The organism is Limnoglobus sp. (assembly GCF_059499385.1).
Map to the genome: position 1 here is coordinate 1 of NZ_JCABYM010000073.1, position 12983 is coordinate 12983.

Sequence of the window (12983 nt, forward strand, 5' to 3'; positions counted from 1 at the left end):
GGGAAGCTCACCCCCCTCCCTAACCCTCCCCCCCAAGGGGGGAGGGAACAAGACGGCTTCGCCGTTCCGTCGTCTCGCCGCGGAGGTCGCCCGTGAACCCGATCGTCCGCCGGGAACTCCTCGAACTCCTCCGCACGCGGAAGGCCGCGGCCGCGCAGATCGCGCTCGCCGTCGTCTGCGGGCTGCTCATCCTCCTCCGCTGGCCGGAGAGCGGCGTCAGCGACCTGTCCGGCGCACGCTCCTTGCAAGTCCTCCGCGTGTTCGGCTACGGCCTGCTCGCCGGCATCCTGTTCCTCGTGCCCGCGTTCCCGGCCACCAGCATCGTCCGCGAGCGGGTCAGCGGCACGCTCGCGCTCCTGCTTAACTCGCCGATGTCGCCGACGGCCATCTACCTCGGCAAGCTCGGCGGCGTCCTCGGGTTCACCGCGATCCTCCTGCTCGTCACCGTCCCGGCGGCGGCCGCGTGCTACGCCCTCGGCGGCAGCTCCACGTCCGGCGGCGTCGGCCTCTTGTACCTCGTCCTCGCCGTCGCCACGGTGCAGATCAGCACGCTCGCGCTGTGGGTCAGCGCCCGGTCCGCGTCGCCGGACATGGCCCTCCGCGTCACCTACGGGCTGGTGCTCGCGCTCGCGACGCTCCCGCTCGTGCCCCAGTGGCTGACGCAAGGGGACACCGGCCCGCTCGCGGACGCGGCGGCGTGGCTCCGCTGCCTGTCCCCGGTCCCGCCGGTGATGGAAGTCCTCGGCCACGCCGGCGTCGGCACGCACGGCCTCGGCGCGACGGAGGGGGCCGTCTTCAAGTTCATCGTGCTCGCACTGGCGATGAGCCTGCTGTTCGGCTACGCCACGGTCGCGCAGCTCCGGGGGCGGCCGCTCGACCGGTCGCGGGCGGCCGGCGTGATGACGCAGGACCGCTCGACCGGCGGCCAGGTCCTCCGGCGGCTGTTCTTCCTCGTGGACCCGCAGCGGCGGTCCGGGAACATGTCGCTGTGGGTGAACCCGGTCATGGTGAAGGAGTTCCGCAGCCGGAAGTTCGGCCGCGGCCACTGGACGCTGCGGCTGATTGCCGTGAGCGCGATCCTCTCCCTCGGCCTCAGCTACGCGGCCGCGGAGGGGGCGCTCGGCTGGGGAATCGAGGTCATCGGCGGGGCGCTGGTGCTACTTCAAACGGCCATCCTGATCCTGTTCACCCCGAGCCTCGCGGCCGGCCTCGTCAGCACCGAGCGGGAGAACGGGACGTGGCAGCTGCTCCGCATGACGCCGCTGAGTCCGGGGAAGATCCTCCGCGGGAAGCTGCTGAGCGTCGTTTGGCCGCTGCTGTTGCTGATGTGCGCGACGCTGCCGGGGTACGTGTTCCTGATGACGATCAAGCCGGAACTCGGCCCGCAGGTGCAGCGGGTGGTCATCAGCCTGGGCGTGACGGCGGTGTTCGCGATGATGGTGAGCCTGGCGGCGAGCAGCGTGTTCCGGTCCACGGCCGTGGCGACGGCGGCGGCGAACCTGACGCTCGTGGGCGTGTGCGTCGGCACGCTCTTGATGGTGATCGCCCGCGACGCCCCGTTCGGCAAGGCGACGGTGGAGGCGGTGCTGACGGCGAACCCGGTGGCGGCGGCGCTGGCCGCGGCCGAGACGCCGGGGTTCACGGACTACGACCTGATCCCGCTGAACTGGTACCTGATTGGCGGCGTGAGCGTGGCGTTGCTGGCGCTCGTCGTCGTCCGCGTCCGGCAGTTGTGCCGGCCGAGTTGAGCCCCCGACTTCCGAAGTCCGGCTTCGACTTCGGAAGTCGATCCCGCGCAGAAAGTTCCCCGGCGTTGCAAACGCACCTCCGTCCGTTCGACTTCCGAAGTCGAAGCCGGACTTCGGAAGTCAAGGCTCTGGTGAAATCATGTCCCGAACTTACCGCCGCCCGTTCCTCGCCCTCGGCCTGCTGCTCGCGGCCGCGGCGGCCGCCCGCGCGGACGGCGAGGGCCTCGACTCGCTCATGTACCGCAGCCCGGACCTGCCGGGGCCGAAGGTCGTGCCCGCGTTCCCGGACGGGCTCAAGCCGGCGTGGCTGGAGGCGCTGAAGCGGCCGGACGACGAGTACAAGGTCCGCGTCCCGCAGACGATCGCGGAGGCCCACCGCCGCGGCATGGCCGGGCTGGACACCACCGTCCCGGACCTCGCCCGCGAACTCGAGCGCAAGGAGTTGTCGCCGAAGGCCGCCCTGGCGGTGGCGCACGCGCTGACGGTCCTCGACGGGAAGGCCGCCGCCCCGCAGCTGTTCGCCCGGTTGCCGAACGGCGACACCGACTTCCGCGAGGTGGTCGAGCCGGCGCTCGCGGCGTGGAAGTACGAGCCGGCCCGCGCCGCGTGGCTGGACCGGCTGGCGCAGACGCCGACCCGCCGCGGCACGGTGTTGGCCGTCCGCGGCCTGTTGGCGCTGAAGGAGGAGAAGGCGGTCCCCCGGCTCCGCGAGTTGGCCCTGGCGGCCGACGGCATCCCGGCCGTGCGGCTGGAGGCGGCCGCCGCCCTCGCCGAGTTGCGGCCGACGGGGAACGAATCGGACGCCGCGGCCCTCGCGGGCGACGTGTCGTTCCGCGGCATCACGGCCCGGCTGGTGGCCGCGACGCTCCTCCGGCGGCACGACGGCGACGCCGCGGTCCGGCAGCTTCAATCGTTGGCGAAGGACGCCGAGCCGGCCGTCGCCGAGCGGGCGATGACGCGGCTGGTCGAACTCGACCCGAAGCACGCCGCCCCGGTCCTCGACGCGGCCTTGGCCAGCCCGGACGCGGGCGTCCGGCAGTTGGCCGTCGTCGGCCTCGCCCGCGACCCGTCGGCCGCGAACGTCCGGCGGATCGGGCCGCGGCTGGAAGACAACCACCCGGCCGTCCGCACGCGGGCGCGGCTGGCGCTGGCGGGGCTGGCCGCGAAACCGGAGCTGAAGGCGGGCGTGATTCAAGAGGGAACCCGCGCCCTCGGCGGCACGAACTGGGGCGGGCTGCAGCAAGGGGCGCTGCTGCTCGCCGGCCTCGACCACAAGCCGGCGGCCGACCGGCTGCTCGAACTGCTGACGCACGACCGGCCGGAGGTGTTCGTGACGGCCGCGTGGGGGCTGCGGGTGCTGGCCGTGCCCGCCACCCACGACCCGGCGTTCCGCACGTTCCAGGCCCGGCTCGCGCGGCTCATGACGAAGGGGGCGGACCTCCCGGAGCGGACGGTCCAGGCGACGGACGAGCAACTCAGCCAGTTGGTGCAGCTGCTCGGCCAGGGCCGGTACAAGCCGGCCGACGCGGCGTTCCGGAAGCTCATCCCGCCGGGGACCGCCGGGGTCGAGACGCGGGCGGCGGCCGTCTGGGCGCTCGGTGTGATCCACGAGGGGCGGACGAAGCTCGGGTTCGAGAGGCAGGTGGAGGCCCGGTTCAACGCCGTCATGCCGTTCGACATCGAGGCCCCGAACGTCCGGCGGATGTGCGCGGTCACGCTCGGCCGGGTGAAGGCGGAGCCGGCGCTACCGTCGCTGCGGAACGGGTTCCCGGCCGGCCGGCCGACGATCGACCCGGTGAGCAACGCCTGCGGGTGGGCGATCGAGCGGATCACCGGCGAGAAGTACCCGGCCCCCGGCGTCGAGTCCGAACGGCAGTCGAACTTTTTCCTCGTCCCGCTCGACCGGTAACCCGTGCCTTAGTTCCTGGGTCGAACCCGCCGCGACTTGTGACCCCGGCCCGCCTACCTACCCGTCGGCCCGCGGCCGACGGGGGGACGTTCGTTCCCGCATTTTCCCGAATCCCGTCCAGATAGCCCGCGCCCGCGCACCCGGCACAGTTCGCCTAAAGGGTACGGCCCGAACCGGCCGAAGAATCCTGCGTCACCCGCGATCCCGCCCCCGGTGTTCGAGGCGACGGCCGGCCCGCGGCCGGCTCTCACGAGCGAATCGTTGTTGTGTGGGGTTCGTCCACTCTTTCACTCCGCGATAGGATTCCGAGGACGCAATGGCATCGTTGATCTCACTGGACGGGGTCGCCAACCAGCCGACCGGACAGACCCTCAAAGGCACGAAGCCGCAGATCGACACCATCTGGTTCGACCTGTCGGTCCGGATGCTGACGATGGGCTGGCTGTCCGGCATCACGCGGACGATCGCCGAGCTGGGCAAGTACCTCGGGCCGAACGAGAACCGGAAGATCAAGTATTGCGTCATGCTCCCGTCCGTCGGGTTCGTCGAGGTGGACACCGACTGGCTGAACGCCAGCGGCGTCAGCCCGGTCCGGGCGATCCAGCAACGGCCCGCCGGCCCGGCCGAGCCGGACGCGACCCCCAAGAAGTACGTCCCGCCGGCGTCCCGGTTCTGGTACCTGCCGTGGAAGCTGCGGAACGCGTTCCGCGCCCGGCAGGCGAGCTTCTGGTACGAGCCGCCGGCCCCGCCCGCGCCGCCGCCGCCGCCGGCCGCCATCCCGGCGAACCAGACCGCCCCGTACCCGCCGGAGGCGCTCCGCGCCCCGGTGCAACTCGGGCCCCGCGACCTGTTCCTGTCGTTCGGCGGGTACTGGGTCGTCGAGCACATGGATTCCGCCATCCAGAAGCTCAAGCAGCGGGACGGGTTCTACTGCGCGTCGCTCGTGTACGACCTGATCCCGACGCTCGCCCCGCACCTGAGCGACCCGCGGACGGTCAACCTGTTCACCCCGACGACCCGCAAGCAACTCGCCGCCTCGGACCTGGTGTTCACGATCTCGGAGTACTCGAAGCAGGACATCCTGAGCTTCTGCGCGAAGGAGCTGATCCCGGCCCCGGCCGTGGAGGTGTTCTACCTCGGGTCGGACATCCCCGGCCGCGACCCGCACGGCCCGGCCCCCGTGAACACCGCCCCGCCGACGGACAGCACGCCGTTCGTGCTGACCGTCGGCACGGTCGAGGCCCGCAAGAACCAACTATTCCTCCTGTACGTCTGGAAGAAGATGCTGAGCACGCTCGGCCCGGAGAAGACGCCGCGGCTGGTCGTGGCCGGGAAGCCGGGGTGGCTGCACGAGCAGCCGATGTACTTCATCCAGAACGACCCGCAGTTGAAGGACCACGTCGTCCTGCGGTCCAACCCGACCGACCGGGACCTGGACTGGCTTTACCGGAACTGTCTGTTCACCGTTTACCCGTCGGTGTTCGAGGGGTGGGGCCTGCCGGTGGAGGAGAGCCTCTCCTACGGGAAGCTGTGCGTCACGACGACGGCGAGTTCGCTGCCGGAAGTCGGCGGGCCGTTCGCCGACTACGTGGAGCCGGACGACCTGGACGGGCTAACGACGGCGATCGTCAAGGCGTTCGACCCGACGTACCGCGCCCGCCGGGAGCAGATGATCCGGGAGAAGTTCGAGCCGCACACGTGGGCCGGGGCGGCCGCGGACATCGAGAAGATCATCGCGAAGTACTTCAACGTCCGCCCGCCGGCGGTTCCGGCCCGGAAGCTCACCCGGTGGGGCTGGCGGAACGCGGCGTGACCGTCAGGCGCTGCCCTCGGCCGCCCGGCGGGTCCGCTGCCACCCGAGGTCGCGGCCGGCGAACCCGCCGAGGGTGACGGCGACGAGCCGGGCCACGATCCACGGCGCGGCGAGGACGTAGCCGAGCCGCCGCCGCGTGAGGCCGACGAGCCACGCGGCCCGCAGGTAGACGCACATCGTCAGCAGGGCCAGTACAGCGAACCAGACCGCGAACTGTCCCGTCAGCCCGACCACGCCGCCGGTGGCGAGCAACTGCGCGAGCACGAGCGGCTTGCTGTCCACCCACTGCCACAGGACGCCGGGGCCGCCGAACAGCGCCGCCCGCCACCGCCGCCGCTGCTGGTACAGGTCGCCGGCGCGGGCCGGCGTTTCCGAGCGAATCAGCGGTTCCGCCTCGAATCGAACCCGCACGCCGTTCCGCCGCAGCTTCTCCGAGTAGTCGGCGTCTTCCGTCAGCCCGAACTCGTCCCACGGGAAGCGGTCGAGCACGTCCCGGCGGAAGCACATCCCCGAACCCCGTAGCACCACAGGGCGGCCGAGGCGGTCCTTGCCGGCCGCGATGAGGTTGTCGAACACGTTCCCCATCGCGCCGACGAACCCGCTCGGCCCGTCGTCGGCGTTCCGCGTGACGACGGCGCACTGCACGACCTCCGCCCCGGCCGCGAGGTGCGCGTCCAGCACGCGGAACGTGGTCGCGTTCACCTGGCAGTCGGCGTCGAGGATCACGACGGCGTCCGGTTTCGTCGGCAGGATCGCTTCGAGGCCGAGTTTGAGGGCGTAGCCCTTCCCGCGGCGGACGGCGTCCGTGCGTTCGATCACGGTCGCGCCGTGTTGCCGGGCGACGGCGGCGGTGGCGTCGGTGCAGTTGTCCGCGACGACGACGACCTCCCGCAGTTCGCGGGGGTAGTTCGCGGCGTGGATCGAGTCGAGCGACGCGGCGAGGGACAACTCCTCGTTGTGCGCGGGGATCAGGACTACGATCCGCCGCGCGGGGTAGTGTGACGGCGCGCGGTGGCGGCGCTTGCCGATCGTGGTGAGCACGGCGTAGTAGAGGCACGCCGCCGTCGCGGGGGCGAGGAACGAGAGCGCGAGGACCGTCGGGAGCATTCCGGACCCTTCCCTGGGGCGAAACACGGAGCGGAAGCGTACACGATTTCGCCGGGGGCGAACACCCCGACTTCCGAAGTCCGGCTTCGACTTCGGAAGTCGAGCGGAACCCGCGCGCACGGGAATGGAAGGACCGCCCCTGCGCGGGATCGACTTCCGAAGTCGAAGCCGGACTTCGGAAGTCGGGGCTTTGCCCTTGACCCGCCGCGTATACTGTCACACCACGGGGGCGAAGTCCCCCGCGACCTTGAAAACACGCACCCTCGGCGACCGCCGCGACCCTTTGGGGATTGCTGCGCCAGCCGGGGGTGTTTGCGTTTTCCGCCCGGCGGACGCCGCCGGGACGGTCCCGGCGTGCGAACCTGTCGGACGACTTCGTTCTCCGTCCCCCATGCACCCGGAAGGAAACCCACCGATGTTGTTTGCCGCCGTCACCGCCGACGTGTTCGGCCCTTACGCCTGGCTCATCGCCGGGGCCGGGGCCGTGCTCGGCATCGTCGCCACCATGTGGTCCAAGATCAAGGGGATCGCCTGGCGGTTCATCAGCCTGTTCATCCAGCGAATCGAAATCCCCACCGAGTCGGCCCACGAGGCCGTCGTCGCGTACCTGATCGCGCACTTCAAGCGGCTGCGGAACTACGACCGCATGTACGGCGCGAGCTGGGAGTACCAACGCGACGGCCGGTACGGGCTGATCCCCTACGAACTCTTCGGCAGCCGGTCGCTCGTGTTCTGGAACGGTTGGTTCCCGTTCATCTACACGAACCAGATGGAAGCGAAGCACGCCGCGGCCGGCAACAAGGGCGGCGACACGCCGAGTGGCGTGTCGAAGGTCTACTCCACCGTCACGTTCATCCGCGGCACGCTGAACGTCGAGGAAATCATCAAGAATGCGTGCGCCGCCCGGAACAACTTGTCGTGGTCCGTCGAGGACGAGCAGGCGGCGAAGAAGAACCGGTTCAGCATCCACTTCATCCCGCAGCGGGGCAACCACGACGACGACTACAGCAGCTCCTCCGACGGGCTGTCGTGGTTCCAGCAGGGCGCGTACCGGCTGCTCGCGCACACGCCGGACGAACTCGGCAAGGCCCGCACGCTCAACGGCAAGGCGCTCGACAACCTGATCTTCCCGCAGAAGGTGAAGGACCTGATCCGTGAGATCGAACTCTGGCGGAAGTCGAAGGACTGGTACATCGAGAAGGGCATCCCGTGGAAGCGGGGGTGGATGCTGTACGGCCCGCCGGGGACGGGGAAGACGGCCCTCGCGCGGGCGTTCGCCGAGGACCTGAACATGCCGATCTACGTGTACAACCTCGCGGAGATGAGCAACCACGACCTGATGAAGGCGTGGGCCGAGATGCAGGTGAACGTGCCGTGCATCGCGCTCATCGAGGACATCGACAACGTGTTCCACGGCCGCGAGAACGTCGCCCGCAAGGGCGGCATGTTCAGCATGATGATGGCCCCGGACAAGAAGGACGAGAACAAGGACACCGCCCGCGGCGGCGGCCTGTTCGGGCCGCCGCTGACGTTCGACTGCCTGCTGAACTGCCTCGACGGCGTGGAGCGGGCGGACGGCATTTTCACCGTCGTGACGACGAACGACATCACGAAGATCGACCCGGCGCTCGGTCAGCCGCGGAAGCTGCCGGACGGCACGAGCGAGTTCATCAGCACGCGGCCGGGGCGGATCGACAAGGCGGTCGAGCTGACGTACATGGAGCCGGGGGACAAGAAGCGGATGGCGAAGCGGATCCTCGGGGCGTTCGAGCGGCCGTACCTGGAGATGCTGGCGTTCGTCGACCAGTACCCGGACCTACAGGAAACGCCGGCCCAGTTCCAGGAGCGGTGCGCGCAGGTGGCGCTGCGGGCGTTCTGGAAGGACAAGTACGCCGACGCGGCGGCGAAGCCGACCGTCACGCAGGTGGCGGAGGAGCTGCTGCGGCCGTCGTTCGAGATGAAGGGGTGAAAAGGTGAAGGGGTGAGGTCGCCGGCCGGGTTTTGGTTTTCACCCTGAAAGGGTGGAACATGTCAGCCCAGGGCAACGCCCTGGGTAGACGGCCACCCGACGCACCAAGCCCTGAAAGGGCGCGACAGCGCCCCTGTCGCGCCCTTTCAGGGCTTCCCTCGGTGGCCCCCCACCCAGGGCGTTGCCCTGGGCTGACATGTCCCAGGCTTTCAGCCTGAAAACCGGTCGTGGCTTGTGGAGCGGGTGTCCGGCCCGTGGTTGCCATTGCAAGGCACCGCGGCGGATCATGGCCGCCGTTCGGCCCGCTCCCCAGAATGGTGGGTGCTTCCCCTCCTTCCCACCGGGCGACCCCATGCCGACGAAAATCCTGTACCGCACCGCCGAGGCCCTCGTCGAAGGCCCCCTCGACTACCTCTGTGCCGAACCCGAGATCGTCCTCGGCAGCCTCAACGGCCCGGTCGGGCACGCCCTGGCCACGCTGCTGGGCGACCAGACGAAGGGGCACACGAAGGTGTTCGCGATCCTCAACAGCGACGTGCAGGTGAAACCGGCCACGCTCATGGTCAGCAAGGTGACCGTCAAGGACAACCGGTACACGAACATCCTCATGGGCACGGTGCAGGCCGCGATCGCGCACGGCGTCCTCGACGCCGTCCGGGAGAAGGTCATCCCGAAGAAGCTGGCGAACGACATCGGGATCATCTACAGCGTCTGGCTCGACCCGGCCGTACTGAAGGCGGAGAAAGTGGACCACGAGGGGCTGTTCAACGTCCACCGGGAGGCGACGGTGAAGGTCATCCGCAAGGCGATGAAGAACGAGCCGACGATCGACTGGCTGCTGAAAAACCAGGACACGGTGCAGCACTACTTCCATCAACTCGGCGTCGAAGGGCAACTCTGACCCGCGCCCGGCGTCGTGCCGCCGGGCGCGGGCGGGCGGGTCACCGCCGGCCCCGCCGCGGCGTCGCCTCGACGATCACCCCGGCCGACCGGCACGTCCAGTACACCGTCCCGTCCGGGTGGGCCGTCACGTCGATCGGGTCCGGGTCGCCCGCGTCGATCACCGTAATCGCGTTCGTCCGCAGGTTCAACTTCGACACCTTGTTCGTCCCGCCGTTCGCCCCGGACACGCCCGGCGTCGGCACTTCCGTGAAGTACAGGTTGCCCAGGTAGTCGGTCGCGATTCCGGTCGGCCGTTGCAGGTTCCGGGCGATCACCTCCGCCTCGCCGTTCGCCAGCCGGACGATCACGCCGGCCGAGCTGCACGTCCAGTACACGTTCCCGAACAGGTCCACGGCCACGTCCGTCGGCTCCGGGTCGCCCTCGTCGAGCAGCACGTCGCGGCCGACGCCTTCGAGGAACGCGTACACCTTGTTCGTGCCGCCGTTCCGCCCGCCCACGCCCGGCGTCGGAACCTCGGTGAAGAACAAGACCGACCCGAACGGGTACGCCGCCATGCCGGACGGCTGGTCGAGGTCGGCCGTCACGAGCGTCGGCTCGTCGCCGTCGAGCGTGAGGATGACGCCGGCGCTCTTGCACGTCCAGTACACGTCGCCGAAGAACGTGGTCGCCAGGTTCGTCGGCTCGGGTTCCCCGGCCGAGACCAGTTTCACCTTCCCGGACCGCGGGTTCAGCAGCGAGACGGTGTTCTCGCCGCCCCGCGACCCGCCGACGCCGGGGGTCGGCAGTTGGGTGAAGTAGACGCCGCCGCCGAGCGTCACGCTGACGCCGCTCGGCCGCTGGAGGTTGCGGGCGACCACCTTCGTCGTGTACGTCTGGGCGGCCGCGACGCCGGCCCACAACCCGGACACGACGCCGACGATTGCGATACGGAAGACCGATTTCATGAACCCATCCTCGGAAGAACGAACCGGCCGCCCGGTCGGGCGGCCGGGGTGTAAGTCGGGCCGCCGGCCCCCGGCTTACACCCCGGCCGGGGAACGCGAAATTCGGCCGGCGGGTGTAAGGAACCGGCCCCCGCCGCGGACTAAGATTGATTGGCGACCCCGAGTTCCAGGACGGCCCGATGACGCCAGCCACGCTCCCCGCCCGCGACGAAGACCTCGACCCCCGGCGGTGGCTGGACGGGCACGGCGACTACCTCTACCGGTACGCGAAGGCGCGGGTCCGCCGGCCGGACGTGGCCGAGGACCTGGTGCAAGAGACGCTCCTGGCCGCGTGGCGGGGGCGGGCCAAGTTCCGCGGCCGGGCGGTCGAGCGGAGCTGGCTGACGAGCATCCTCAAGCACAAGGTCATCGACTGGCTGCGGCAGGCCGTCCGGGAGCAGGCGCGGCTGACGCCCCTCGACCCGGCCGACCCGTTCTTCACCCCGGCCGGCAAGTGGAAGCACCGGCCGGCCGCGTGGGCGGCCGGCGACTCGGACCTCGAACGCGCCGAGTTCTGGGCGGTCGTCGGCCGGTGTACGGACAAGCTGCCGGCCCGGCTGCGGGACGCCTTCGTCCTGTGGCACCTGGAGGAGCGGCCGACCGAGGCCGTGTGTCAGGCGTTGAAGGTTACGCCGACGAACATGTGGGTGATGCTCCACCGGGCGCGGCTACGGCTGTGGAAGTGCCTCTCGACCAACTGGTACGGGCCGGACCCGGCCGAACGCGAAGGGCGGGACGAGGCGTGATTACGTGTCGCAAGGCGGCCGAGCTTTCGTCCCGCGAACTGGACGCGGGGCTGTCGCTGGCGGCGCGGCTGGCCGTCGGCGTCCACTGCGTCGTGTGCGGGAAGTGCCGGACCTTCCGCGGCCAGGTGGCGGAGGTCAACCGCGTCCTGAGCGAGTACGTGACGGACAAAGTTCCGCCCGGCGACGGACTACCCGCGGACGCGCGGGATCGCATCCGCGTGAAACTCCGTGAGAAGGTTTAATCGTCGGGAGAGTTCAAAAAAGAAGACCCGCGCACCGGGGTGCGCGGGTCGTGTCACGTCCGGGTGTCAAAAATCCTACTCCAGCAACAGCGTCGGCTCCCAGCCGACCCGCTCGGCGCTGGCCCGCAGCTTCTCGAGGGCGCGGTTCTGGATTTGACGCACCCGCTCCTTGCTGATCCGCAGCAGATGACCGATCTGGCGGAGGCTGTGCGTGCCGCTGCCGGTCAGGCCGAAGCGAAGGTCCAGCACCTTCCGCTCCCGCGGCCGCAGGTTGTCCATCAGGAACTTGAGCGCCTCTTGCCGCTCGTTGTTCTCGTGGAGGGTCAGCGTCTGCGTGTCCGGCATCGCTTCCGTCAGCTTGAAATCGCTGTCGTCGTCGAGGACCGCGTTCAGGCTGACCGGGGTGCGGGTGGCCGTCTGGAGGTGGTTGAGGTGTTCCAGGCTGCTGCCGGTCCGCTGCGCCAGCTCTTGCGGGCTGGGCAGGTGCTTGCCGCCGTGGGCGAGGGCTTCGCTTTCTTGTTGCAAAAGGCCCAGTTCTTGCAGGTGGTGCGGCGAGAGGCTAACTAGGTGGCTTTGCCGGGCGACCGCGATCTGGAGCGTCTGGCGAATCCACCACGTCGCGTAGGTCGCGAGGCGGGTCCCGTGGCTGACATCGAACCGGTCGATGGCTTGCATCAGGCCGCAGACGGCTTCTTGCAGGAGGTCGGTGTACGACAGGCTGTGGTGGCGGAACCGCTTGGCGACGTGGGCCGCGAGGCGGATGTTGGCCGAGGCCAGCCGGTGCTTGAAGTGGACGTAGCGGTCCCGCAGCCGGCGGACGGCGATGCTCTCGCAGCGGTCCTCGGTGCAGTGCTCGCGAATGAACTGCGCCATCGGCCACGGTTCCAGGGCCGGCTTGCAGGCACGCAGGTCCGGGTAGTGGCGGGTGAGCACCCGGACGAGTTCACTCTTGCAGTCCCAGAAGCTGGTCAACAGCTCCCGCTCTTCCTCTGGCGTCAGGAGGTCCGAGGAGAACGTCGTCAGCGACGGTTCTTCGATCGTGGACGGAACTCGCTGTTTACGCCGCGCAGTCTTCATGTTGCCCCCACAAGGTCACGATACGAGTAGCGTTTCGGTGGTGTCCGAAGGTCGGTGGCGGTGAGACGGATGGGGGCTTCGACCGCAACGATGGCGGCTGTGCGTCGGCCGGGTTGTGCGCCACTTTCCCCGGCCGTAGGCCACGGCCCGCTGGGGAAAAAATAATGCGGCCGACCGTCCGAGTATCGCCGACTGAACTTGCGAGAGTCCGAGTCGAGTACGAGTCATTCGGGGTCGCCGCGGGCGCTCGGCCAGGGAACGCGTTGTAAAGAAGCCCGTGTGAAATCTCACCGCCAAGCCTTTGGATTTTAACCAGAACCTCCGACAATAGCAAGTCGGTATCCTCGAATTGAGGAAAAACTTCCCCAGCCGTGTCAAGCCCAGTTTTCGGCGCGACCGGCACAGGCGTCGTAACTTACCGACTTTCGCACCCCACGCCCGTAACATGGGCGTATCTAACAGTTTTCGACGATTCGGTTCACGACG

General features: G+C 69.5%; 10 protein-coding genes. 7 read left to right on the plus strand and 3 right to left on the minus strand.

Translation table 11 applies throughout. The features are described 5' to 3' along the window. Positions 1-92: 92 nt before the first annotated feature. From AC5JJ2_RS13425 to AC5JJ2_RS13435, 3 genes are all read left to right on the plus strand, one after another. Positions 93-1748 (plus strand): ABC transporter permease, encoded by a 1656-nt coding sequence (locus tag AC5JJ2_RS13425; RefSeq protein WP_495858506.1) that lies wholly within the window; start codon positions 93-95, stop codon positions 1746-1748. A gap of 139 nt (positions 1749-1887) precedes the next feature. Beyond that, positions 1888-3657, plus strand: a complete 1770-nt coding sequence (locus AC5JJ2_RS13430; RefSeq protein ID WP_495858507.1) for a HEAT repeat domain-containing protein — start codon at positions 1888-1890, stop codon at positions 3655-3657. Between the two features lie 316 nt (positions 3658-3973). Next, the gene (locus tag AC5JJ2_RS13435; protein WP_495858508.1) at positions 3974-5470 is read left to right on the plus strand and encodes a glycosyltransferase family 4 protein; all 1497 of its coding nucleotides are present in this window, start codon (positions 3974-3976) and stop codon (positions 5468-5470) included. 3 nt (positions 5471-5473) lie between these two features. Here AC5JJ2_RS13435 and AC5JJ2_RS13440 read toward each other — a convergent pair whose 3' ends face one another. Then, a complete protein-coding gene (locus AC5JJ2_RS13440; protein WP_495858509.1) occupies positions 5474-6577 on the minus strand; it encodes a glycosyltransferase family 2 protein in 1104 nt (367 codons plus the stop codon). A gap of 415 nt (positions 6578-6992) precedes the next feature. Here AC5JJ2_RS13440 and AC5JJ2_RS13445 point away from each other — a divergent pair, with 415 nt between their 5' ends. Then, positions 6993-8546 (plus strand): AAA family ATPase, encoded by a 1554-nt coding sequence (locus AC5JJ2_RS13445; RefSeq protein WP_495858510.1) that lies wholly within the window; start codon positions 6993-6995, stop codon positions 8544-8546. Positions 8547-8898: 352 nt separating this feature from the next. Further along, complete coding sequence (gene fae / locus AC5JJ2_RS13450) at positions 8899-9447, plus strand: formaldehyde-activating enzyme (RefSeq protein WP_495858511.1); 549 nt, start codon at positions 8899-8901, stop codon at positions 9445-9447. A 40-nt stretch (positions 9448-9487) separates the two neighbouring features. Here the strand turns inward: fae and AC5JJ2_RS13455 are convergent, their stop codons facing one another. After that, a complete protein-coding gene (locus tag AC5JJ2_RS13455) occupies positions 9488-10393 on the minus strand; it encodes an NHL repeat-containing protein (protein WP_495858512.1) in 906 nt (301 codons plus the stop codon). A gap of 179 nt (positions 10394-10572) precedes the next feature. On the opposite strand from AC5JJ2_RS13455, the gene AC5JJ2_RS13460 reads away from it, so the two are divergent. Together AC5JJ2_RS13460 and AC5JJ2_RS13465 are read left to right on the plus strand one after the other, a co-directional pair. Next, positions 10573-11178, plus strand: coding sequence for a sigma-70 family RNA polymerase sigma factor (locus AC5JJ2_RS13460; protein ID WP_495858513.1), 606 nt, complete (start codon positions 10573-10575; stop codon positions 11176-11178). After that, on the plus strand, positions 11175-11420 hold the full coding sequence (locus AC5JJ2_RS13465; RefSeq protein WP_495858514.1) for an anti-sigma factor family protein: 246 nt from the start codon (positions 11175-11177) through the stop codon (positions 11418-11420). The genes AC5JJ2_RS13460 and AC5JJ2_RS13465 overlap by 4 nt, the downstream gene beginning before the upstream one ends. A gap of 75 nt (positions 11421-11495) precedes the next feature. Here the strand turns inward: AC5JJ2_RS13465 and AC5JJ2_RS13470 are convergent, their stop codons facing one another. After that, entirely contained in the window at positions 11496-12497 is a 1002-nt protein-coding gene (locus tag AC5JJ2_RS13470; RefSeq protein ID WP_495858515.1) for a sigma-70 family RNA polymerase sigma factor, read from the minus strand. Positions 12498-12983 lie beyond the last annotated feature (486 nt).

Bases quoted from the DNA above. Each gene is read 5' to 3' on its own strand.
- AC5JJ2_RS13435 (WP_495858508.1), top strand. From the start codon at position 3,974: ATGGCATCGTTGATCTCACTGGACGGGGTCGCCAACCAGCCGACCGGA.
- AC5JJ2_RS13455 (WP_495858512.1), bottom strand. From the start codon at position 10,393: ATGAAATCGGTCTTCCGTATCGCAATCGTCGGCGTCGTGTCCGGGTTG.
- AC5JJ2_RS13470 (WP_495858515.1), bottom strand. From the start codon at position 12,497: ATGAAGACTGCGCGGCGTAAACAGCGAGTTCCGTCCACGATCGAAGAA.
- AC5JJ2_RS13430 (WP_495858507.1), top strand. From the start codon at position 1,888: ATGTCCCGAACTTACCGCCGCCCGTTCCTCGCCCTCGGCCTGCTGCTC.
- AC5JJ2_RS13445 (WP_495858510.1), top strand. From the start codon at position 6,993: ATGTTGTTTGCCGCCGTCACCGCCGACGTGTTCGGCCCTTACGCCTGG.
- AC5JJ2_RS13460 (WP_495858513.1), top strand. From the start codon at position 10,573: ATGACGCCAGCCACGCTCCCCGCCCGCGACGAAGACCTCGACCCCCGG.
- AC5JJ2_RS13440 (WP_495858509.1), bottom strand. From the start codon at position 6,577: ATGCTCCCGACGGTCCTCGCGCTCTCGTTCCTCGCCCCCGCGACGGCG.
- fae (WP_495858511.1), top strand. From the start codon at position 8,899: ATGCCGACGAAAATCCTGTACCGCACCGCCGAGGCCCTCGTCGAAGGC.